A 23,112-nucleotide genomic window follows, 5' to 3' on the forward strand; every position below is an offset into this window, starting at 1 on the left:
GCTATATGCGCCTTTTTTATTTAAAACAGTTATTTTTTGTCGTTCCCGCCGAACAGTGGACCCATGCCACCGCCGCCACCAAACTGTTTTTGCAGACCGCTCAGTGATTTCATCATTTTTGCCATACCCGACGGATTGGCAAATTTCTTCATCATCTTCGCCATTTGCGCATGCTGTTTGATCAGCTTGTTGACTTCTGAGACTTCCATACCACAACCTGCTGCAATACGCTTTTTACGGCTTGGATTCATCAGGTCAGGGTTACGACGTTCCTTGATGGTCATCGACTGGATAATCGCTTCCATTTTCTTCACTTGCTTTTCAGGATTCGCCTGCGCAATCGCATCTTGAATACCAGAATTGCTCATGCCTGGAAGTTTGTCCAGGAAGCCCATCATGCCGCCCATCTTGTTCATCTGCTCGAATTGCATCAGCATATCTTCAAAGTTGAAGCTACCGCCTTTCTGCAATTTCTTCGCCATTTTTTCGGCTTTTTCTTTGTCGATTTTGCGTTCAACTTCTTCGACTAAAGAAAGTACGTCACCCATGCCCAGAATACGCTGTGCCACACGTTCCGGATGGAATGGCTCAAGGGCATCCAGTTTTTCGCCCATACCGAGGAACTTGATTGGCTTGCCAGTAATCGCACGAACAGACAGTGCTGCACCACCACGCGCATCACCATCAGTTTTAGTCAGGATCACACCCGTCAAAGGAAGTGCATCGTTAAATGCTTTGGCTGTATTTGCCGCATCCTGACCGGTCATGGCATCGACCACGAACAGGGTTTCAGTCGGATTAATCGCTGCATGCAGCTCTTTAATCTCTTCCATCATGTCGTCATCGATATGCAGACGACCTGCTGTATCGACAATCAGTACATCGGCAAACTGGATTTTTGCCTGTTCAATTGCACGATTAACGATGCTGATCGGCTTTTCAGTAGCACTTGATTCAAGGAAAATCGCGCCAACTTCGCCAGCCACTGTCTGTAACTGCTTGATCGCAGCCGGACGATAAACGTCGGCAGACACCATAGCTACTTTTTTCTTTTGACGCTCTTGCAGGAAGCGCGCAAGTTTGGCTGCAGTCGTGGTTTTACCCGCACCCTGCAAACCGGCAAGCAGTACCACCACCGGTGGTTTTGCTGCAAGGTCAAGGCTTTCATTAGCCTCGCCCATCATTTTGGTCAATTCGTCATAGACGATTTTGACGAAGGCTTGCCCTGGTGATAACTGAGTCATCACTTCCTGGCCTAATGCTTCTTCCTTAACTTTCGCGATAAATTCACGAGTTACAGGTAACGCAACGTCGGCTTCAAGAAGTGCCATACGTACTTCACGTAACGTATCTTTAATATTGTCTTCGGTTAGCTGCCCTGAGCCAGTAACATTTCTTAAACTCTGCGTGAGTCGTTCTGTTAAGGTATCAAACATTGCAAAATCCGCTTAAAATAGCCAGTAGCAAAAAATTGTTTCTTAAAATAGAAAATTTATGCATAGAATGCTATAGGATACTGTAGTTCGCACTGAATTTATATAAATGAATATTCATCACCCTTAAAAAGGTTTGACATGCTTAGCCTACCCTTGGTTTACACGATCTTAGCATTAATCGCTTATACCTCCTCTTTTTGGTATCTGTTCATTCATTTAATGACTAAACGTACTCCAAATCAATGGTTTGTCGGCTTAACAGCTTTAGTTGGACTGGTACTGCATGCTTTGGTTTTATCAGGTGACATGTATACCCCGATGGGGATGAATTATGATGTATTTGCCTTACTTTCCTTTACGTCAGGGCTAATGCTGCTGCTAAGTATCATTTACAGTACCTATCGGCCGATTATTGCGCTAAACCTGATTGGTATCCCCGTCGCTGCAACCGGCCTAATTCTCGGTTTCAGTTTCACCCAGCCAGCGAAAGTCATTGCACAGAATTCTCTAGGCCTGGATATTCATATTATCTTGTCCCTATCCGCTTATGCTGTGTTATTGATGGCGACGATTCAGGCCGTCATTTTGCGGTTTCAGGATCGTGAACTGAAGAAAAAACAGAAACGTCGGGTTTGGGTGAATCTGTTGCCCTCCTATCAGGATATGGAATCTTTGTTGTTCGATATGCTGATGACCGGTTTCATTTTACTGACACTGGCATTGGGTTTTGGCTTCTTTACCATTGATAATTTCTTCGCCCAGCATCTGGCCCATAAGACTGCCTTTAGTATTGTGTCCTGGCTGGTTTATGGCGCATTATTGATTGGACACTGGAAATTTGGCTGGCGTGGTCAGAAAGCAGTTCGTTTTACCCTGCTTGGGTTTGGCCTGCTGGCGCTCGGTTTTATCGGTTCCAAATTTGTGCTGGAAATGCTGTTAAACAAATAAATTGATTTACCTCTACTTTATATTTTTAAAGCCCAGTTAAGACTGGGCTTTTTATTTAATTATCCATTCCTTTATCTGGATTTATCCTTCCCACTCGTAGCGATAGCGGCCAACTCACCACCCGGGGCAATTCTGGATCTTCCCATTCTGGCAATAAGGCATCTGCCAGTACATTCAGCGGATTATGTCCGAGTGCCTGGGTGGCTGCTTTTACGGCTGACCAGGTACTCATATAGCCTATCAGTTGGTAAAAGTTCCACTCGACTTGTAATACCGGCGGTTGTACAGCAATTTCATGAAATGGGAATGGCAGATTTTTGTATCCTTCATCAACATGGCGACGTTCAGGTGCCCAATAGGGCGCAATGGTCACTTCATAAAAATGTCTGAAATAATGATTCAGATGTTCTTCATCAATGCTGAATACTCCATAACTAATAAGAGCCAGAATGGCATTGGGTTTTGCAATACGGCGAACTTCCGCATAGAACTTGTCCAGATCCAGCCAATGGGCAGCTTGTGCGACTGAAATCAGATCTACACTCTGGTCAACACATGGGATTTCTTCGGCTAAGGCCTGATGATATTGAATTTTCGGATGAGATTTGGCTTGGGCAAGCTGTTCACTACTGGCATCAATGGCAGTGACCTGATCAAAATAATGCGCCAAAACTTCTGAAAACTGTTCTGAGCCACAGCCAACATCTAAAGCCAATTGGGTACTCGGTGCTAGCTCTGCCAGTATCTTCCCCAAAGTGTCCGGATAATGCGGGCGAAACAAGGCATAATCTTGGGACTGCTGGGAGAAATGGTCTTTAAATTCCCGCCTTTCCATCTGCACTTTCCTGACCTGTTTTCTAACAGCTTAACTCGATCCGGAAAGGCGACAATAGGAATTTGGTTTCATTTCCAATAATTTTTAAAACTAAAAAATTAGCGTATTTTAATTATCTAAATTTTTTAAACATCAGCTAGTTTAACTATTTTGCTTGATTTGATAATCCGCTTTAAAGTTCTGATAATCACGTCGCTCTGCGGAATCTTCAGTTAAAGCTTCTACTTCCTGCAAGGTATTCAAACAACGTGCAGTGAGCTGGATATATTGCTCGGTGCCATGGCTTTTCCAGACAATTTCTTTTTCTTCTAAAGGACGGATGACTTTTGCCGGACTGCCAAGTACCAAATTATTCGCTGGCACTTTGAATTTGGCCTTAACTGTACTGTTGGCCCCAACAATGACATTCTCCCCGATCTCGGCCTCATCCAGAATTACGCTGTTCATACCGATCAAGGCATTTTTTCGTACCACGCAGCCATGCAGAATGGCACCATGACCAACATGACCATATTCTTCAACCAAGGTCACACTGTCCGGAAATCCATGAATGGTACAGGAATCTTGGATATTGGCATTTTTCTGGATATGAATCCGGCCAAAATCGGCCCGCAGCGAAGCGAACGGACCAATATAAACTCCGGCTTCAATGATCACATCACCGATCAGCACAGCCGTAGGATGGACATAAGCTTCAGGGCTGACGACAGGAATCACCCCATCAATCGCATAACATGGCATAGACTCCTCCTTGAGCTATTACATTCATGATTTTTTTAAATATTAAAAGGTCAATTCCGGCTGCTTTAAACCACCAAAACGTTTATAAAATTGTGGATGTGCAGGTGGCATAAGGCCTTCCGCTGTCCGGGCAGTCTCCAGGAAAAACTCATCTCCTGCTGCAAATACTGCCTGATATAGATTGGTACTTAAGTTACGTGCAATCAGTGACAACCAGTCTGTTGGTAACAGTTCAAATGGCAGATTCGGGTCTTTCAGTAAAATACGGCGATATTGATGGATCAGCAGAATACGAATCTGAAAGGCTTGTACTGGATCCAGTTCCTCTTCATTTTCCACCAGATAGAAAAACTCGCGGAAATCGCTAATAAATTTTTCATAACGCTGATGCAGTTCCGGGATTGGCCAATTGGTTTCGACCATGCGTTTAATGGTTGGATAAGATTCCTGCCAAAGCTGTAAAGTTTCAGCACGAAACACTACGACCTGATCGGTCATCTTGTTATTCAGTAACAGGTTTTGCAGTTTCTGCTGATCACACCCCGGATAGGCCATGACATTGGTCGCGATATTGGCAAAGCCTAACCATTCCAGTTCTTTTTTCAGTGTCTGTTTATTTTCCAGTTCAACTGAACTGAGTAGAACCAGATCCCATTTCTGGTCCCATTCATTATGCTGGAAGCTGTAAATCTTTTGGTCTGCGGTAATAAAACGCTGACGGCTGCTTTCGGTAATACGGTAATAACTGGTGCGGCCAATTTTTTCAGAACTCAGCCAGCCATTTTGTACCAGACGGAATACGGCGGTACGCACAGAACGCTCATTGAAGCCGAATACATCCATCAGTTGAATCAGGCTGGCAAGACTAATGACTCCCCCGCGGTGATAAATACTGTCACCAAAAATCGTCATTACCAATGAGGTTCCACTAAGGGTCTCATTCTGAATGAAATCATCAATTACTTGTTTTAATTTCGGATTCATTATGTTCAATTTACCTTGTTAAAGCCGGATGACAGACCTGAGCCTGTCATCCAGACGTATTTAAGCGGACTTTCGGATATCAAACACCCGCTGAGCCTTACCTTCAGAGCGTGGCAAGCTACCTTCCGGTAAAACTTCCACACTGACACTAATCCCGACCATGGTCTTGATTTGTACTTTCAGCTGATTTGCCAATTGGTGTGTCATATTTATAGCATTATCTTTACGCATTTCGGTACGAATATGCAATGTATCCAGATGGCCCTGTTTACAAATCTGAATCTGATAATTCGGAATAAGCTGCGGAATATGCAGGATTTGCTCTTCAATTTGTGATGGGAACACATTCACACCACGAATAATCATCATGTCATCACTGCGACCGACAATCTTATCCATACGACGCATAGTACGTGCTGTACCTGGCAATAAGCGTGTCAGATCACGGGTACGGTAACGAATCACCGGCATACCTTCTTTGGTAATGGTGGTAAATACCAGCTCACCCAGTTCACCATCAGGTAATACTTCACCGGTTTCCGGATGGATAATTTCAGGATAGAAGTGATCTTCCCAGATGGTAGGTCCATCTTTGGATTCCAGACATTCCATCGCCACACCCGGTCCCATGACTTCGGACAGGCCGTAAATATCCAGTGCATCAATACCCAGACGTTCTTCGATTTCACGGCGCATTTCATTGGTCCATGGCTCTGCACCAAAGATACCTGTCTTGATTGAACAGTCCTTGGCAGTTCCGAATTTTTTCTCCAGACATTCAATAATGTTCAGACAGTATGATGGAGTGACCATTAAAGCTGTTGGCTTGAAATCATGAATCAGCTGGGCCTGCTTGTCGGTCTGGCCACCTGACATTGGAATTACGGTAGCGCCCAGACGTTCTACACCATAATGTGCACCTAGACCACCAGTAAACAGGCCGTAACCATAAGATACCTGAATCGTATCTTTACTGCTGAGTCCTGCTGCACGTAACGAGCGTGCCACCACATCTGACCAGGTATTAATGTCATTCTGGGTATAACCGACTACAGTCGGCTGACCTGTAGTACCTGAAGAAGCATGTACACGGACAATCTGCTCCTGAGGCACAGCAAACATGCCAAATGGATAGTTTTCGCGAAGATCCTGCTTGGTGGTGAACGGGAATTTTGCCAGGTCTTCCAGTGATTTTAAGTCATCCGGATGGACACCGGCTTCATCAAACTTTTTCTTGTAAACCGTACTGTTCTGATAAGCATGCTGCAGTGTTTTTTTCATACGTTCCAATTGCAGGCTACGTAATTCATCTACTGAAGCGGTTTCAATCTGTTCCATTGCATTGTTATTCATATTCTTGCTCCTGCTGCAGTCATCCTGACTGCTGATGATTTCTCTTTTGATTCAGTCCTTAAGCCACATTTTCCAGAATCAGTGCGACACCCTGTCCAACACCGACACACATGGTACAAAGGGCATATTTTCCTTGCTTGCGCTGTAATTCTTTCATGGCAGTAATCACCAGTCGTGTACCGCTCATTCCGAGTGGATGTCCAAGGGCAATAGCACCCCCGTTTGGATTGACTCGTGGATCATCATCCTGAAGGCCTAGCTCACGTAGCACTGCAAGTGCCTGTGCGGCAAAGGCTTCATTCAGTTCGATCACATCCATCTGTTCCAGACTTAAGTTTGTCTGTTTTAATACTTTCTGTATCGCTGGTACTGGTCCAATCCCCATATAGCGTGGCTCTACACCTGCACTGGCAATTCCTACTACCCGTACCAATGGTTTCAGTCCATATTGTTCTGCGAAATATCTATTACCCAGTAGCACACAGGCTGCACCGTCATTGACACCAGACGCATTACCCGCAGTTACCGAACCACCTTCCTTTCGAAATGGTGCTTTTAAAGAAAATAACTTTTCTAAAGTAGTATCGGCACGTGGATGCTCATCTTCAGTAATCACCTGAGTAGAACCTTTAGCACCTTTGATTTCTACTGGCAGGATTTCTGCCTGAAAAATGCCATTCTGCTGTGCCTGTGCAGTTTTTTGCTGACTGTGATAAGCAAACAGATCCTGATCTTCACGATTAATCTGATATTTTTCAGCTACGTTTTCTGCCGTTTCCGGCATGCTATCTACGCCGAAACCTGCCTTGAATTTTGGATTGATAAAACGCCAGCCAATGGTGGTGTCATAAATTTCCGGAGTACGGCTAAATGCTGTGATGGGCTTGGATTGTACAAATGGCGCACGGCTCATGGATTCTACCCCACCGGCGACTACAAATTGCGCTTCACCCGATTTAATTGCACGTGCTGCCAGACCGACAGCATCCAGACCGGAAGCACAGAGACGATTTACAGTAATCGCGGGTACACTTTCCGGCAGGCCCGCTAAAAGTGCTGCCATACGCGCGACATTACGATTATCTTCACCGGCCTGATTGGCATAGCCTAAAATCACTTCATCAACTTCTGCCCATGGCAGGTTGGGATGCTGCTGTTTTAAATACTGGATCGGCAAAGCAGCAAGGTCATCAGTACGAATACTGCTCAAACCACCTGCGTAACGACCAATTGGGGTACGAATACCGTCAAAAATATAAACATGTTCCATCGTTCTTGTTCCTTAGCTCGCCATACCTCAGTCTGTTGGCGATACTTGTTGCGCCTGTCCTAGCGCTGTCTGCTTAGTTCAATATATACCAGGTTGTATCACTCTTCACCAAAAATACGATACATATTTTTTAAGATTTGTAAATTTGTGTCATATTAAATTCTATTTACTCACCCGAATCATTTATCTGAATAAATAAAATAAAAAACAAATTACATATCAATAGCTTGATTAGAAAAATATTACGTAAACCCATGTTTTCAGATTTCATTTACTATCAGAGTAATACAACATATAACATAGGACCTAGCTAACCATCAGATCAAATAGGTATCATATTCATACCTGTCAGGAATAATTCAACTCGACCAAGTTGCTAAGCGATAACTGAAAGGAAAAAATCGCACAACTTTGAGCCGAGTCAAATCCATCTCCGGCAGATTTAGCAGCCCTTATATTGTGGTGTTCGTTTTTGCATAAAGGCCTGAACGCCCTCACGATAATCGCTAGAACGACCCGCCAGACGTTGCAGATCGCGCTCCAGAATCAGTTGCTCATCCAGATTATTGTCTGCGGCGGCATGAATCGCTTTCTTGATCAGGGATAGACCATAAGTCGGCTGAGTCGCCAGATGTTCAGCCATTTTTTCAGCTTCTGCTTTTAACTGATCATCTTCAACTACCTGCCAGATCATGCCGAGTTGCAACGCACGTTCAGCCGAGATTTTGTCACCCAGCATCGCCAGACCCATCGCTTGGGCACGGCCCACCAGACGTGGCAGGAACCAAGTACCACCTGAATCTGGCACCAGACCGAGACGGCAGAAGGCCTGAATAAATGAAGCAGATTTGGCAGCTACCACGATGTCACACGCTAATGCGATATTTGCACCTGCACCTGCTGCCACACCATTTACGGCACAGATCACCGGTTTTGGCATTTCAGTAATCAGTTTAATCAGCGGGTTGTAGTATTTTTCAATGGATAAACCTAAATCTGGAGCATCAGCATTTGGATCTACTACACGGTCGTTCAGGTCCTGACCAGCGCAGAAACCACGACCTTCTGCAGAAATCACCACTGCGCGAATTGCTGAATCTTGCGCCCAGCGTTTTACGACAGAAGATACTTCCTGATGCATGGTTTCATTAAAACTGTTGAGCTGTTTAGGACGATTAAAAGTCAGGTAGCCCACTGCATTTTTTTCTTCAACAATAATTGTTTGGTAATCCATTACACACCTTTTAAGTTTCTATTTCGTTCATGCATTTATCTGCATGGTGCTTAATTTAAAATCTTTACTCGTCGAAACTGAGACGAACATTTCGAGTGGTTGGACGCGCCTGACAGCTCAGCACATAACCTTTCTGGATTTCTTCTTCTTCCAGGCTATAGTTGATTGCCATTTCCACTTCACCCTGCAGCACCTTACATTTACAGGTTGCACATACCCCGCCCTTGCAGGCATAAGGCAGATCCGCACCTGCACGTAAAGCGGCATCCAGAATGCTGTCATCCTGTTTGGATACTTCAATGATCAGCTCACGACCATCCAGAATGATGTTGACCTTTTCCTCGGTACGGCTTTCGATCTGCTGTGCAGATGCTTTTGGTGCAGCCCCGGTATTGAAGCGTTCGGTGTGAATTTTGCTGCGTTCGATCCCAAGGGTTGGCAAAACGGTTTCTACTGCATTCATCATTTCTTCAGGGCCACAGGCAAAGCAGTGATCGGTTTCTGCTGGAATCAGGCCTGCCTGGAACAGCTGCTGCAGTTTTTCTGCATCAATACGACCATTGAAAATCTCGCTGTCATTCAGTTCACGCGAGAAAATATTGATCAGTTGCAAACGCTCTTTAAAACGGTCTTTCAGATCCATAATCTGTTCAGAGAACATAGTCTGTTTCCAGGAACGGTTACCATAAACCAAAGTAAAAATGGCATCTTGTTGACGGTTCAACACTGCTTTGACAATAGACAAAATTGGTGTAATGCCACTACCTGCAGCAAAACCCAGATAATGTTTACCACCAGTCTTGGCCGCTTTCTGGAAAAACACACCTTGTGGTGGCATCACTTCCAGTACATCGCCCACTTTCAGGTTTTCATTGGCCCAGGTTGAGAACTGGCCTTGATCAATTTTCTTGATCGCAATACTCATGTCTTCATCACTATCGCTACAGATCGAATAGCAACGGCGCAATTCTTCCTGTTCTGTAAGATGACGGATGGTCAGGTGTTGGCCCGGCTGATACTGAAAATTTTCGGCATGTTCCGGACTCAGTTCAAAAGCAATGCAAATTGCCTGTTCAGTCTGAGGCTGAATCGATTTAATGGTTAACGGAATAAATTGGCTCATTTCAAAATCCTTCTTAAGCTGTGGCAATCTCACGCTTTATTGTTATGGCTTGTGCGCTTAAGCCCTTAAATACATTTAAAATAGTCAAACGGCTCCAGGCATTCCTGACATTTGTACAGCGCCTTGCAAGCGGTTGAACTGAATTCACTGAGTAATCGGGTGTGATGGCTCTGACAATGTGGACACTGGATACCATCACTAAGTGCGACATGGGTACCGCAGCTGTTTGAACCACCTTTGGGTGGGGCAATACCATATTGCTGCAGTTTCTGTTTGCCTTCTTCACTCATCCAGTCAGTGGTCCATGCTTCTGACAGATCGACCACGACTTTGACCGGCGTCAGCTCATGTGCTGCAAATGCCTGGATGATTTCCGCCTTGAGCAGATCGGTTGCCGGACAGCCACTATAAGTGGGGGTCAATCGAACCACGATTTCATCCTGTGGGTTGATCTCCACTCCACGAATCATGCCCAGGTCAAGGACTGACAGGACTGGAATTTCCGGATCGGAAACCTGTGCCAAGACCTCCCAGCATTGATCTTCTACATGTCTAATCAAGTTCATGCCACTCACTCCCTGTGATGTGCTGGATTTACCAGTTCATGCCTGGATAGCTGCGCTGCATATATTGCAGTTCCGCCAGTACATAACCCAGATGTTCGGTATGTAGTCCCTGCTTGGCGCCACTACGGTAAGCACCACTTTCTGGCAAGCTCAGTTCAAAACGTTGCAACTCAGCAGATATAGTTTCCAACCATTTCGGTTTCAGCAGTTCCAGATCCGGAATCAGGTGAGCATCAACCAGCTGACGTTCATCTGCAGTCAGGCTGAACAACTCTTCGGTAAAACGCCATAGCTGATTCAGACCATTCTGGATTTTTTCATGAGCTTCTGCTGTACCTAAGCTCAGGCGTTCCATCCATGAGGTTGAAAAACGCAAATGGTATTTCACTTCTTTCAGCGACTTGATGGCGAATGAGGAAATCTCTTCATTCCTGCTATTGCTCAGGGCTGCAAACAGCAAAGCATGGTAATGATCCATCAACCACTGACGTACGATAGTTTGACCGAAGTCATTATTTGGCTGTTCGCATAGCAGTAAGTTACGGTATTCACGCTCGGTACGGAAATAGGCCAGTTTATCTTCATCACGACCTTGCCCTTCAATTTCACCGGCTAGACTCAACGCGGTACGTGCCTGACCCAGCAGGTCCAAACCGATATTTGCCAATGCAATATCTAGCTCCAGCTCAGGTGCGTGACCGCACCACTCTGCCAGACGGTGTGAAAGGATGAGCTGGCTGTCGCCAACATGCAGTAAAAATTGTGCCAATACCTGATTCGTCATTGCTCTTTCCTCCACCTTACATGTGTTCGATGCCATCTGGAATGTGATAGAAGGTCGGATGACGGTAGACCTTGTTCAATGAAGGATCAAAAAACTCCGATTTTTCATCTGGTTGAGATGAGGTAATTAGTTCAGATTTCACGACCCAGATACTTACACCTTCATTGCGACGGGTATAGACGTCACGGGCATTTTGCAGGGCAATTTCATCATCAGGGGCGCGCAGGCTGCCGACATGACGGTGGCTCAGACCCTGTTTGCTGCGAATAAATACTTCGTATAAAGACCAGTTATTCTTGTTCATTTGCATATCCTTGTGCTATTCCGTTGCCTTAGGCGATTTTTCGTTGATCTGACTGCTGCTGTTGCTTGCTGGCATAAACTGCTGCTGATTCACGTACCCATTTGCCCTCTTCCCAAGCCTTGCGGCGTGCTTCGATACGTTCGTGGTTGCATGGACCTTTGCCTGCCAGCACATCGAAGAACTCATCCCAGTTCACCTGACCAAATTCATAGTGGCCAGTTTCTTCATTGAATTTCAGGTCTGGGTCCGGCACAGTCAGGCCAAGCTGCAATACTTGCGGCACAGTGTTGTCGACAAATTTCTGACGCAATGCATCATTACTGAATAATTTGATTTTCCACTGCATGCTTTGCGCACTGTTTGGAGAATTGTCATCACTTGGACCAAACATCATTAATGCCGGCCACCAGAAACGATTCACTGCATCCTGTGCCATTTGTTTCTGTTCTGGCGTGCCTTGTGCCAGTTGCATCATGGCCTCAAAGCCCTGACGCTGGTGGAAACTTTCTTCTTTACAGATACGCACCATGGCACGTGCATAAGGACCATAAGAGGTACGGCATAACGCCACCTGATTGACGATTGCAGCACCATCTACCAGCCAGCCAATCGCCGCTACATCTGCCCAGGTCAGAGTTGGATAGTTAAAAATGGATGAGTATTTCATGCGGCCAGCAATCAGCTTTTCCATCATGTCATCACGGTCTGCACCAAGCGTTTCTGCTGCACTGTACAGGTACAGGCCATGTCCTGCTTCATCTTGTACTTTAGCCAGCAATACCGCTTTGCGTTTCAAAGTCGGTGCACGGGTAATCCAGTTGCCTTCTGGCAGCATGCCAATTACTTCTGAATGTCCATGCTGGCCAATCTGGCGGATCAGGGTCTTTCTATAGGCATCCGGCATCCAGTCCTTCGCTTCAATAGAAATGTCCTGCTCTATCTTCTGATCGAATGTTTGTTGTTGCTTATTCATGTTTGTCTCACTTATCCCAAGTGCTGATACAATCAAATTAAAACGATACAAATATAAAATCAATGCTATTTTTTAAGTATCATATATTTTTAAAAGCATTTTTTATTAAGTCATTGTTTTTATTATTTTTAAATTTTTAATTACATGAAAGTTACTTTTTTTGTTTGCGGATTATGATTGACATTTAAGTTTTTTGATTGCAATTTATGAAACATCAAAAGCAAAAATAAACTCAACAACGTATCATAAATGGAGTTATACAATGTTGGAACTGGACAGCACGACCCAGAGCACGGATCTTCAGGACGACACACAGGCGCATTACGCAGCTAAAGTTAAAGTATTGAGTTCACTGGTTTTAGGTGGTGAACATAGCGCACAAAATGACTTGCGTACGGTCTATCACGCCATTAGCGGTGAAGCGATTTACCAAGTCAGTAGCCACGGCATCGACATGCATAACGTAGTGCAATATGCCAAACAGAAAGGTGCAGCCATTGCCCACTGGACTTTCCACCAGCGTGCTAATGCTCTGAAACAGGTGGCACAATATTTACTGGAACGTAAGGAAGATTATTACCGCCTGGCAGCCGCAACCGGCTGTACCCGCAAAGATGCCTGGATTGATATTGAAGGTGGGATTGGCACCCTGTTTGCCTATTCAAGTCTGGTTCGCCGTGAACTCAGCGATGAAACGGCACTGGTTGAAGATGCCTGGATTCCATTGTCCAAACAGGGCAGCTTTGGTGCCAAACATATTCTGAGCCCGAAAGCCGGTGTAGCAGTGCATATCAATGCATTTAACTTCCCGATCTGGGGTATGCTGGAAAAAATTGCACCTACTCTACTAGCCGGCGTACCTTGTATTGTCAAGCCAGCAACAGAAGGTGCAGAACTGACACATACAGTCGTTAAAGACATTTTAGCCAGCAATTTACTACCAGAAGGTGCTCTGCAGCTGATCTGCGGACAGACTTATGACCTGTTTGATCACCTGAATGCACAGGATACCGTTACTTTCACAGGTTCGGCTGCTACCGGCCAGAAACTGCGTGCGCATCCACACCTGAATGCCCACTCCATTCCATTCAGCATGGAAGCCGATTCGGTGAACAGCGCCATTCTGACCCAGCAAGCCAACGATGAAACCATTGACCTGTTTGTGCGTGAAGTCTTCCGTGAAATGACGACCAAAGCCGGACAAAAATGTACTGCAATACGCCGTGCCTTTGTGCCAGCAGCATTGCTCGATACCGTACAGCAACGCCTGACTGAAAAACTACAGAAAGTAGTCATCGGTGATCCTGCACAGGACGGCGTAACCATGGGAGCTCTGGCGAGCGTTAAACAGAAGCATGATGTTGCTGCCAAGGTAGAACAGCTGGCACAGGAAGCTGAAATCATCATAGGTAGCCACCTGCGCCAGGACTTTGCCATCCAGGTCGCACATCCGGAAAAATCTGCTTTCTATCCACCAACAGTATTGTTATGTAAAGATCCGGTACAGGCTCAGCAAATTCATAATATCGAAGCCTTTGGCCCAGTGGTTACATTGATGCCCTATAGTGACCTACCACAACTGGCAACATTAGTAGCTCGTGGTGAAGGCAGTCTGGTCGCTTCAATCATGCGTAACCATGATGAAAATATTGAACAGCTACTCAGCAAGATCGCGCCTTGGCATGGTCGTGTGCATATTCTGGATCGTGAAAGCGCTAAGGAAAGTACCGGTCATGGTTCACCACTGCCATTGTTAGTGCATGGTGGTCCGGGGCGTGCTGGCGGTGGTGAGGAACTCGGTGGTCTGCGTGCAGTGAAACACTATATGCAGCGTACTGCTATTCAAGGCTCACCAAATGTGCTGACTCAGGTCGGTCATAGCTGGACCGCGGGTGCGGAGGTATTTGAAGACCGCGTGCATCCATTCAAGAAATCCTTTGATGAACTGCGGATCGGTGAACGCCTGCTGACTGCACGCCGTACCATCACTGAAGCTGATATTGTCAACTTTGGTGGTTTAAGTGGAGATTACTTCTATGCACATATGGATAAGATTGCGGCTGCGGAATCCTTGTTCGGTGAACGCGTCGCACATGGTTACTTCATTGTCTCTGCTGCTGCCGGCTTGTTTGTTGATGCTGCTCCAGGTCCAGTTATTGCCAACTATGGCATGGACAACCTGCGCTTCGTAGAACCGGTGAAAATTGGTGATACCATTCAGGTAGAACTGATCTGCAAGCAGAAAACCCCAAAACCGCTGCGTGATGAGCAGAGACCGCATGGTGTCGTGGTCTGGGACATCAAGGTGAAAAACCAGCGCAATGAACTGGTCGCGACCTATGACATCCTAACTCTCGTAGAAAAAGCTGCTTAACAAATATTTTCAGACACTTAAAGTAAGAAGGGAATCTATTTGATTCCCTTTTTTATTGATTTAAAAATAATTGTATCTTTTTAATCCAGACATATTGACGGCTGTGCAAATTACTCCTAGATTAGATTAATTGATACACATTAAAAATAAAAATAATTAAATCTGTATCAAATAAACCAATCACTATAACTTGCACAGGATGTTGCATGATGAATGAAAAAACATTGGTCATAGACAAGGTTGACAATGACGTCCAACCACTCGATTCTCATCTAAAAATTACTACGCCTATCCCTGAACAGGTGGCTACAGAAATTCCACCAGCAACTCCGGAACGTAGCAGCTATCAATGGTATGTGGTAATCATCTGTATGGTGGCCTACATTCTGTCTTTCGTAGACCGTCAGATTTTATCCCTGATGATTGAGCCGATTAAGGCCGACTTGATGCTCAGTGATACCCAGTTCAGCCTATTGCAGGGGCTGGCCTTTTCGCTGTTTTATGCCTTTATGGGCGTACCGATCGCCGCACTGGCCGACAAGAAATCACGTGTGAAAATTATTTCGGTTGGGATCGCTTTCTGGAGTCTGGCCACTGCAGCCTGTGGCCTCAGTAAAAACTTTATCCAGATGTTCCTGGCTCGCCTTAGTGTCGGTGCAGGTGAAGCAGCCCTATCTCCTGCTTTTTACTCAATCGTGGCGGATCTGTTTCCTAAACATAAACTAGGCCGTGCGCTGGGTGTTTATGCCATTGGTGCTTTTATCGGTTCAGGACTGGCTTTCCTGATCGGCGGTTATGTCATCGGTCTGCTCAAGGATGTTAGTTTCGTTACTTTACCAGTAATTGGTGAGATCAATACTTGGCAACTGACCTTTATGATTGTCGGTTTACCGGGTGTATTGCTGGCGCTGCTCATGATTTTGACCGTACGGGAACCCGAGCGTAAAGGCCTCAAAATGGATGCGAATGGTGTCGCCGTTAAAGCATCTTTTAAGAATTCCATCGGTTTTATTAAAACCCATAAAAAGACTTTCTTCTGTCATTTTATTGGCTTCTCTTTCTATACTATGATGCTGTATTCCCTGCTCGGCTGGGCACCGGCCTACTACATGCGTCACTTTGGCCTGGATGCAAGCCAGACCGGATATATCCTTGGAAGTATTATTCTTGTCGCTAATACTTCAGGCGCCCTATTCTGTGGCTGGCTCATCGACTTCTTTTCTAAACGTGGCTATAGCGATGCAGCAATCCGTGCCGGTGCAATTGGCTGTGCTGCCCTGATCATTCCAAGCGTGCTGTTTACCCAAGTCGACAATATGCAGCTTTCATTCGCACTGATCTTTGTGGCGATGTTCTTCTCCACCTTCCCGATTCCAGCATCAGCCGCTGCTACCCAGATGCTGACACCGAACCAGTTGCGCTCTCAGGTATCAGCCAAATTCCTGTTGATTTCTAACCTGATTGCACTCGGTGTGGGTACAACTGCTGTGGCGCTGATTACAGACCGATATTATGAAAATACCTTAATGGTGGGTAATTCGATTTCTATCGTCAATGCTGTAGCTGGTGTAATCGGTGTATTCCTGCTGTATAAAGGCTGTCAGTATTATCGTGAAAGTATGAAAGTCGAAAAACTAATCGATTAAGACAATATTAGATTTTTAAGATTTAAATCCAAACCTTAAATCAGTCGATTTAAGGTTTTTTTATTTCGATAGCAAAAGATCAATAGATACTCATTCACACTCAATCTTTTTCTGCAATTCATATGAAAATTAAACTGCCTGGACATTCCCACCAAAAAGCCGTATAACACCGTTTTTCGAATTAACAGGTGTTGACCATTGAAACTTGTTCTTGCACCCATGGAAGGCTTAACTGACCCGATTATGCGCGATGTACTGACATCCGTCGGGAGCTTCGACTGGTGTGTAACCGAGTTTATTCGTGTCACGGATTCGGTGCTGCCAGATCATATCTATCACACCTACTGCCCTGAACTGTTAAATGAGGGCAAAACTGCTGCCGGTACGCCGGTGCATGTACAGTTTCTGGGAAATAACCCGGAAATGCTGGCAGCCAATGCAGTGAAAGTCGCTGCTATGGGCGCCCCTGCAATTGACATGAATTTCGGCTGTCCAGCCAAAACCGTAAACCGTCATCGTGGTGGTTCAGTACTGCTAGATGAACCTGAAGTCGTTTATGAACTGGTCAAAGCTGTTCGTGATGCCGTGCCTGCACATATCCCGGTTTCGGCAAAAATGCGTCTGGGTTATATGGATCGCAACTTCATGATGGAAAATGCCCATGCCATTGAAGATGCTGGAGCGGCCTGGGTCACTGTTCATGCGCGGACCAAGGCCGATGGCTATACTCCGCCAGCCTTCTGGGATCAGCTGCAACCAATTCGTGAAGCCTTAAAAATCAATGTCATTGCCAATGGTGAAATCTGGACCAATACCGATGCGAAGCAATGTCAGCTAGAATCAGGCTGTGAAGACCTGATGATTGGCCGTGGTGCGGTCACTACACCTGATCTGACCCAATGTATTCGCCAGAATTCTGATGAGCCGCTCATCACCTGGAATGAACTACTGGAACTGCAAATCCGTTTCCTGAATGGTTCCTATAAAAAGGAAATGAATATGGTCGGCCGTTACAAACAATGGCTGGGGATGATGTCCAAGCATTATCCTGAAGCTAAAGCACTCTGGGATGAGGTTAAACGGATTAAACAGCTGGTTGAAATTACTGAAAAATTAAAAGCCTCGAAAAATTAAGAAAAAGCCTTTGAATAATTCAAAGGCTTTTCTGTTCGGATTGCCGCCTGTTTAAATTTGCGACATGTTCACGGTTGGTTTTCCAGGATTTTTCTAGTACTTCCTTCTCCAAGCGAATCTGGATATGTTTAATCTTGGTGTCAGAAATAACTCGCTGATTAAAGCTTTTTACATAATCTGTCCAACCTGCACCCCGAAATACATAATTCGGCATTGGGGTTTTGAATACCGCATCTGGCATAAATACAATCACAGAATGCAGCTAGGCTGGCTCAATAATATCAACCAGCAACTGCTCCAGAACTTTGATGTGCTTATAATTCTGATGAATCGGATTTTGAAATTTATAGCTATTTTTATAAAGTTTTTGCGTCCAGGTTTTTTGTCGCTCGCTACCAAAGATCCAGCCTTTATAGTTTTTGGTTTCAATCACAAACAGGCCATAAGGACTTAATAAGAAATGATCAATTTGTGTTGTGCTCCCTTCTCCATCTGGAAGAGTCAAATCGTTTAATAACCGATACTCAGGGTCTTTCAGATAAAGTTTGACATGCGTGACAACAGCGAACTCTCCCAGCTTCCCTTTTAAAAATGGTTTAAATAACTTAAAAATGATTAAACCAATAAAAAGTAGAAGAACCCATCATAAACTGGACCAGAGTTGGCCTAAGATTAGTGTTACGAACTGATACATATTTTAATTTTCATTAATTTTATGATTTTGATCTTAATGGGTTCGCTCAATATTTAACAAAATTTCTTTTTTATCTAGACCACCCGCAAAGCCTACCAGCTTACCACTACTGCCAATCACCCGATGACAAGGTGCAATAATCGAAATCGGGTTTTTACCATTGGCAGCACCCACGGCGCGTACTGCTTTAACATTACCGACCTGTTCAGCGATTTCCCGGTAACTTCGGGTCTGTCCATAAGGAATATTCAGCAAAGCCTGCCAGACTTTTTTTTGAAAATCAGTACCGGCAAAATCTAAAGGCAGTTCAAAAACATTGCGCTGACCGGCAAAATATTCTTGAAGCTGACGCCGAGCTTCTATCAATACAGGATGCTGTGGATCTTCAACCAGAGTTGCCAACCTGACCCGATTCGGTTTTTCACAATCCCAGAGTACAGCTACCAGCGCCGTTTCATTGGCGACCAGCTGCAACTGCCCTACAGGCGAGTCCATATAAATATAACTGAGCTGCATGGCCCTACTCCTACAGAATCAAGCTTGCCAGTTTTTATTTTACTCGAAATCAGAACTGCTCAACAGCTCTTAGGAGGAGGATAATTTCATCAAAACAAGTCCGGAAATAATCAGCACCGCAGCCAGCATACGCATAGCAGAAGCAGGTTCACCTAAAACTATAACACCGACCAGAAATGAGCCGACTGCGCCAATGCCCGTCCAGATGGTATAGGCAGTTCCTAGAGGCAAAGTACGCATGGCATAGGCCAGTAATACAAAACTGAGCACCATAAAAACAATCGTAAAAATACTCGGTGTGAGTTTAGTAAAACCCTCTGAGAGCTTCATGGAATAGGCCCAGACAATCTCAAATAGTCCAGCGAATACAAGTATAATCCAGGCCATATTGCCCTCCTCCTAATTAACAGAGTCAGGCCGTCCTGACGATTTTTCTTGTTGAATTTTATAAATTTAATCAACAAGGGAGGTCGTTCCCCCTAAAAAAATAAACATCTTATAAAACAGATGACAAAACCAAACTGCCGTTTACAAAATTTGACTGAATGAGAATTAACTTAACCATGTCTTACTCAAATGCTCAGGACAACTTGAAGATTTCAGCCTATCTTAAGGAACGCCAACATGGGACATCGTGTTATGGCATTACAGAGACTTGAGTAAGAAAAACAAACAAGGAATAAGTCCATATTATTAAGTTATGCACATGAATTAAATTTAAAAATAGCGTGGAGATCTTACACAATGAAACACAAAACTAAGACCTATTGATCACTTTTTGTTTGGCTTGATTATTAACCTTTGATGAATAAACGACCACTAAAATCAAGGGCTGACATATGTAAAAAGAACTCCAATTGAGTTCTTTTTATACAAATTTTGTCTAAGATACAATCAATCAGGCTACAAACGATTACAAAATATGCAACATATCCATATGGTTATCAACATAGATATCTACACACTTATCCATAAAGTTATCCACAGATTTATGCACCTTAAACATTTTAGAGATTAAAGCTGGATTTGACCGACTTTAGCCAGCTCACTACGCATTTCATCAATCACAGCTTTATAATCTGGCTTGCCAAAAATCGCTGAACCGGCCACAAACATATCTGCACCAGCTTCTGCAATTTCACGAATATTTGCTGGTCCCACACCGCCATCTACTTCTAAGCGGATATCGCGACCTGAAGCATCAATGATCTTGCGCGCCTGACGTAATTTATCCAAAGTCATTGGAATGAATTTCTGTCCACCAAAGCCAGGGTTCACACTCATTAGCAATACCTGATCAACCTTATCCAGTACATAATCCAGATAATGCAATGGTGTCGCTGGATTAAATACCAGACCGGCTTTAGCACCACCTGATTTGATCAACTGTAAAGAACGGTCAATATGATCAGATGCTTCCGGATGAAACGTAATAATATCTGCGCCTGCTTCCAGAAAGTCACCAATCATGCGATCTACAGGTTTCACCATGAGATGCACATCAATAGGTGCCTGAATACCATATTTTTTCAGTGCCTTACATACACCTGCGCCAAAGGTTAAATTGGGTACATAGTGATTATCCATAACATCGAAATGCACAACGTCTGCACCGGCCTGAAGTACATTTTCAACTTCTTCACCTAAACGGGCAAAGTCGGCAGACAAAATAGAAGGTGCAATTAAATAAGGCTTGGACATGAAAGGACCTGGCTAACTGAAATTGGATTTTTCTCATTATACCAAATCCAGTCCTGCTACTGTGACTTGGATGTTATGTGAATACAATGCTATGTAACGCTGGACAGTATTTATGCTTAATATCACTAGACCTGGATGAAAATGATTGATTAAGACAGGAAAACTCGCATATCCATCAATAAAAAATCGAGGCTAAACACGCCTCGATCCTCAGGATATAGAGATATGAATTTTTATACTCAATATCAGGGCTAAACAGGTTGGCTCATTTTTTCTTCGAATGCATGAATCCGTTCAATTCTTTTGTCCAGCTCGGGATGCGATTCCAGATATTTTTTGAGTTTTCCAATCAAACGCAACCATTTCAGTTCAGACTCGGTAATTTGCCGTTCTTTTCCATCAATATTCAGGGTAAAGTTTTTCATTTTTATCGTTTTACTCTGCTCTGCCAGGATTCTAGCGTTTTCAACCCGCTGCAAAAAGTTCGACAAATGGATACTGGATATCTGCTGTTGATGTAAATGTTGCATGGCATAATCATCCGCAGCAAGTTCAAGCGCCTGTGAATATCCCGCATCGGCGAGTACCGCTATAGATGCCGCCACGACATCACTTAAGTCTCCCGTTACCAAGGCAAATAATCCTGCTGCACCCAGGTTGGAAATCACTTTTTGCATGCTATGTTTTTGTACCAGATGACCTTGTTCATGCGCCAGTACTGCAAGAACTTCTTCATCTGCGCCACTGAGCTTGACCAGTTCATCGGTGACAATAATGGTATTGTTCGGAATCGCAGCTGCATTAAGTCTCATGATTTCTCCGCCTTGACGGAAAATAACCTTAGCGGGTTTCCCTACTGCAATTTTTTGTTCATACAATTTTTTTAGATGTGCTTGATGCTCTGCGGAGAGCTTGGATGGCTCAGTTTGCTCAATTAATTTCTGCTCAGTTTGATTTCCTACCTCGATCAAGGTCTGTTCGGGAAGTAATTGAGCGAGCTGCTGGGCCGTATATGGAATTCCCCATTTAAGAATAAAAATTACCGCACATATCACGATAATCATCGAGAAGAAAATCAGGAGTGGAGAACGTTCAAATTTCCATATGGCATGATAGATTTCTTTGGATTTAATCTTCAGCCAATGCGGTGCTTTGGTCAAAAATTCAATCCGACGATCTTCAGGTAATTCGATAATCGGTTTACGCCCCCCGACCCCGCCAATATACGCCATATCGGGATAAGTAAAATAAAAGTCAGCCTCGCTCACTTGCTTGGGTGTTTCTTCACTAAGCTTTAGGGCAATCCCGCGTTGCTGATCAGGGACAATCCATGCACGCTGGGCTTCGGCCAAAACCCCATCATAAAATCTGACTTCAACAGGTCGCTTCATCCTACTTGCCTCTATAACGATGCATCGAAATCAAAGATATCCAGTACTTCATTGGCTATAGCATTTGGATCACGCTGCAAGATATTTTTTAGATTAGTTTCGTCCTCTGCTAGATAGAGTTCTAGGTTAGCCAGTTGATATTCATATAAACGGATGCTCGCCCAAGGGGTCATGAGTCCCAAACTGAGTGCACGCACAATCCAGTTACTCAGTACAATCCAGCTATAACGCCATGTCGTTACCCGGGTTTTAAAGTAGCTTTGACCAAGCTCTACATGATTCCAGGTATACATATATAAGCGTGCAGATATCATCGGCCAGACCAAGGCCAGACAAAACAGATAGCTCAATACAACACCCAAGGTAAACAGGTTTGTACCGATCAAATCGACCCAGTAAACGATTGCTGCGCTCCATGCGATACCAATTAGCAGACACAGACATAAGGGGATATAAACTGCCGACATAAATTTAGACCACTGAATCCCCAGCCTAAACTGAAGTTGTCCGATCGATAAATGATTAAAGCAGTAACGTTTGTATAGCCAGATCACCACTGGGCTGAAAAGAAACAGGGTGAAAATATTGACCAATATCGCGAGCCATAAAACCCTATAGGCTTCCCGATTGCTTCCACTAAAATGAAACCGGACATTGCCATATTTACTATTCCGGGCCTTAAATTTCAGGGTCATCCGAATTAACCAAGGTAGAGAGATCGCAGCAATCAGAAATAATGAATTGGTGATAAGAATGGAGTAATTGGTCAAGATCACTGTCACCACATACAACTCCAATGCCAATAGACGACCTAGCAGAATTCGGCTTGGCATGGCGATGAAGTCAAAGCGATGTTTTAACAATTGGGTATTACCGTAGAAATAGCGGATACGGCGTGCCTTTGTCCACGGGCTATACAAAGTAAGCGTAATAATGGTTAACATCAGATTCACCATCCAGATTCCAAAATATTCCGTGGCACTGCCATGAAATCGGAAGCTGTGTTTTTCTAGTGGAGGTGATGGTTGGTCAATCTCTGGTTCAGGCTTATTGTGCATCGTGTTCTTAACTGCAACTGGTTCTACCTGATTTTTGAATAGCAACT

21 protein-coding genes and 1 pseudogene are annotated in these 23,112 nt (G+C 44.4%); 4 read left to right on the plus strand and 18 right to left on the minus strand.

The window, feature by feature from the left end; genetic code table 11:
- Positions 1-29: 29 nt before the first annotated feature.
- Complete coding sequence (gene ffh / locus G5T77_RS00205; protein WP_004783356.1) at positions 30-1,436, minus strand: signal recognition particle protein; 1,407 nt, start codon at positions 1,434-1,436, stop codon at positions 30-32.
- Between the two features lie 138 nt (positions 1,437-1,574).
- Here ffh and ccsA point away from each other — a divergent pair, with 138 nt between their 5' ends.
- Positions 1,575-2,384 carry a cytochrome c biogenesis protein CcsA gene (gene ccsA, locus G5T77_RS00210; protein ID WP_004783358.1) on the plus strand — a complete coding sequence of 270 codons (810 nt, stop codon included), beginning with the start codon at positions 1,575-1,577 and terminating at the stop codon, positions 2,382-2,384.
- Between the two features lie 55 nt (positions 2,385-2,439).
- Here the strand turns inward: ccsA and G5T77_RS00215 are convergent, their stop codons facing one another.
- The 11 genes from G5T77_RS00215 to paaA all read right to left on the minus strand — a co-directional run bounded on the left by G5T77_RS00215 (position 2,440) and on the right by paaA (position 12,551).
- Complete coding sequence (locus tag G5T77_RS00215; protein ID WP_166136718.1) at positions 2,440-3,219, minus strand: class I SAM-dependent methyltransferase; 780 nt, start codon at positions 3,217-3,219, stop codon at positions 2,440-2,442.
- A 141-nt stretch (positions 3,220-3,360) separates the two neighbouring features.
- Positions 3,361-3,960 carry a gamma carbonic anhydrase family protein gene (locus tag G5T77_RS00220; RefSeq protein WP_166136721.1) on the minus strand — a complete coding sequence of 200 codons (600 nt, stop codon included), beginning with the start codon at positions 3,958-3,960 and terminating at the stop codon, positions 3,361-3,363.
- A 42-nt stretch (positions 3,961-4,002) separates the two neighbouring features.
- Positions 4,003-4,944 (minus strand): phenylacetic acid degradation operon negative regulatory protein PaaX, encoded by a 942-nt coding sequence (paaX, locus tag G5T77_RS00225; protein ID WP_159123525.1) that lies wholly within the window; start codon positions 4,942-4,944, stop codon positions 4,003-4,005.
- 60 nt (positions 4,945-5,004) lie between these two features.
- On the minus strand, positions 5,005-6,297 hold the full coding sequence (paaK, locus tag G5T77_RS00230) for a phenylacetate--CoA ligase PaaK (RefSeq protein WP_166136724.1): 1,293 nt from the start codon (positions 6,295-6,297) through the stop codon (positions 5,005-5,007).
- 58 nt (positions 6,298-6,355) lie between these two features.
- Positions 6,356-7,567, minus strand: coding sequence for a 3-oxoadipyl-CoA thiolase (pcaF, locus tag G5T77_RS00235; protein ID WP_166136727.1), 1,212 nt, complete (start codon positions 7,565-7,567; stop codon positions 6,356-6,358).
- Positions 7,568-8,009: 442 nt separating this feature from the next.
- Positions 8,010-8,801 (minus strand): 2-(1,2-epoxy-1,2-dihydrophenyl)acetyl-CoA isomerase PaaG, encoded by a 792-nt coding sequence (gene paaG, locus G5T77_RS00240; RefSeq protein ID WP_004783368.1) that lies wholly within the window; start codon positions 8,799-8,801, stop codon positions 8,010-8,012.
- Positions 8,802-8,865: 64 nt separating this feature from the next.
- Positions 8,866-9,924 carry a 1,2-phenylacetyl-CoA epoxidase subunit PaaE gene (paaE, locus tag G5T77_RS00245; protein WP_166136730.1) on the minus strand — a complete coding sequence of 353 codons (1,059 nt, stop codon included), beginning with the start codon at positions 9,922-9,924 and terminating at the stop codon, positions 8,866-8,868.
- A 65-nt stretch (positions 9,925-9,989) separates the two neighbouring features.
- A complete protein-coding gene (paaD, locus tag G5T77_RS00250) occupies positions 9,990-10,490 on the minus strand; it encodes a 1,2-phenylacetyl-CoA epoxidase subunit PaaD (RefSeq protein ID WP_166136733.1) in 501 nt (166 codons plus the stop codon).
- Positions 10,491-10,518: 28 nt separating this feature from the next.
- Positions 10,519-11,274: a 1,2-phenylacetyl-CoA epoxidase subunit PaaC gene (gene paaC / locus G5T77_RS00255; RefSeq protein WP_166136736.1), complete on the minus strand. Its 756-nt coding sequence runs from the start codon at positions 11,272-11,274 to the stop codon at positions 10,519-10,521.
- Between the two features lie 16 nt (positions 11,275-11,290).
- A complete protein-coding gene (gene paaB, locus G5T77_RS00260; RefSeq protein ID WP_004783374.1) occupies positions 11,291-11,578 on the minus strand; it encodes a 1,2-phenylacetyl-CoA epoxidase subunit PaaB in 288 nt (95 codons plus the stop codon).
- A 28-nt stretch (positions 11,579-11,606) separates the two neighbouring features.
- On the minus strand, positions 11,607-12,551 hold the full coding sequence (gene paaA, locus G5T77_RS00265) for a 1,2-phenylacetyl-CoA epoxidase subunit PaaA (RefSeq protein ID WP_166136739.1): 945 nt from the start codon (positions 12,549-12,551) through the stop codon (positions 11,607-11,609).
- Positions 12,552-12,813: 262 nt separating this feature from the next.
- Between paaA and paaZ the strand changes: the two genes are divergently transcribed.
- The 3 genes from paaZ to G5T77_RS00280 all read left to right on the plus strand — a co-directional run bounded on the left by paaZ (position 12,814) and on the right by G5T77_RS00280 (position 17,705).
- Positions 12,814-14,925: a phenylacetic acid degradation bifunctional protein PaaZ gene (gene paaZ / locus G5T77_RS00270; protein WP_166136742.1), complete on the plus strand. Its 2,112-nt coding sequence runs from the start codon at positions 12,814-12,816 to the stop codon at positions 14,923-14,925.
- A gap of 206 nt (positions 14,926-15,131) precedes the next feature.
- Positions 15,132-16,571: an MFS transporter gene (locus G5T77_RS00275; RefSeq protein ID WP_166136745.1), complete on the plus strand. Its 1,440-nt coding sequence runs from the start codon at positions 15,132-15,134 to the stop codon at positions 16,569-16,571.
- Between the two features lie 198 nt (positions 16,572-16,769).
- A complete protein-coding gene (locus G5T77_RS00280) occupies positions 16,770-17,705 on the plus strand; it encodes a tRNA-dihydrouridine synthase (protein WP_180053747.1) in 936 nt (311 codons plus the stop codon).
- 19 nt (positions 17,706-17,724) lie between these two features.
- Here the strand turns inward: G5T77_RS00280 and G5T77_RS00285 are convergent.
- The 6 genes and pseudogenes from G5T77_RS00285 to G5T77_RS00310 form a co-directional block, all read right to left on the minus strand.
- Positions 17,725-18,330 (minus strand): annotated as a pseudogene (locus G5T77_RS00285) (nuclease-related domain-containing protein).
- 102 nt (positions 18,331-18,432) lie between these two features.
- Positions 18,433-18,915: a methylated-DNA--[protein]-cysteine S-methyltransferase gene (locus G5T77_RS00290; RefSeq protein WP_034170626.1), complete on the minus strand. Its 483-nt coding sequence runs from the start codon at positions 18,913-18,915 to the stop codon at positions 18,433-18,435.
- A 69-nt stretch (positions 18,916-18,984) separates the two neighbouring features.
- Positions 18,985-19,302 carry a quaternary ammonium compound efflux SMR transporter SugE gene (sugE, locus tag G5T77_RS00295; RefSeq protein WP_034170625.1) on the minus strand — a complete coding sequence of 106 codons (318 nt, stop codon included), beginning with the start codon at positions 19,300-19,302 and terminating at the stop codon, positions 18,985-18,987.
- A 627-nt stretch (positions 19,303-19,929) separates the two neighbouring features.
- Positions 19,930-20,616, minus strand: coding sequence for a ribulose-phosphate 3-epimerase (gene rpe / locus G5T77_RS00300; RefSeq protein ID WP_034170624.1), 687 nt, complete (start codon positions 20,614-20,616; stop codon positions 19,930-19,932).
- Positions 20,617-20,867: 251 nt separating this feature from the next.
- Positions 20,868-22,007, minus strand: a complete 1,140-nt coding sequence (locus tag G5T77_RS00305) for a M48 family metallopeptidase (RefSeq protein ID WP_166136749.1) — start codon at positions 22,005-22,007, stop codon at positions 20,868-20,870.
- An 11-nt stretch (positions 22,008-22,018) separates the two neighbouring features.
- Positions 22,019-23,065 carry a YjgN family protein gene (locus tag G5T77_RS00310; protein ID WP_166136772.1) on the minus strand — a complete coding sequence of 349 codons (1,047 nt, stop codon included), beginning with the start codon at positions 23,063-23,065 and terminating at the stop codon, positions 22,019-22,021.
- Positions 23,066-23,112 lie beyond the last annotated feature (47 nt).

This window comes from Acinetobacter sp. GFQ9D191M (genome assembly GCF_011174875.1).
In the GTDB taxonomy this organism is placed as follows: Bacteria; Pseudomonadota; Gammaproteobacteria; order Pseudomonadales; family Moraxellaceae; genus Acinetobacter.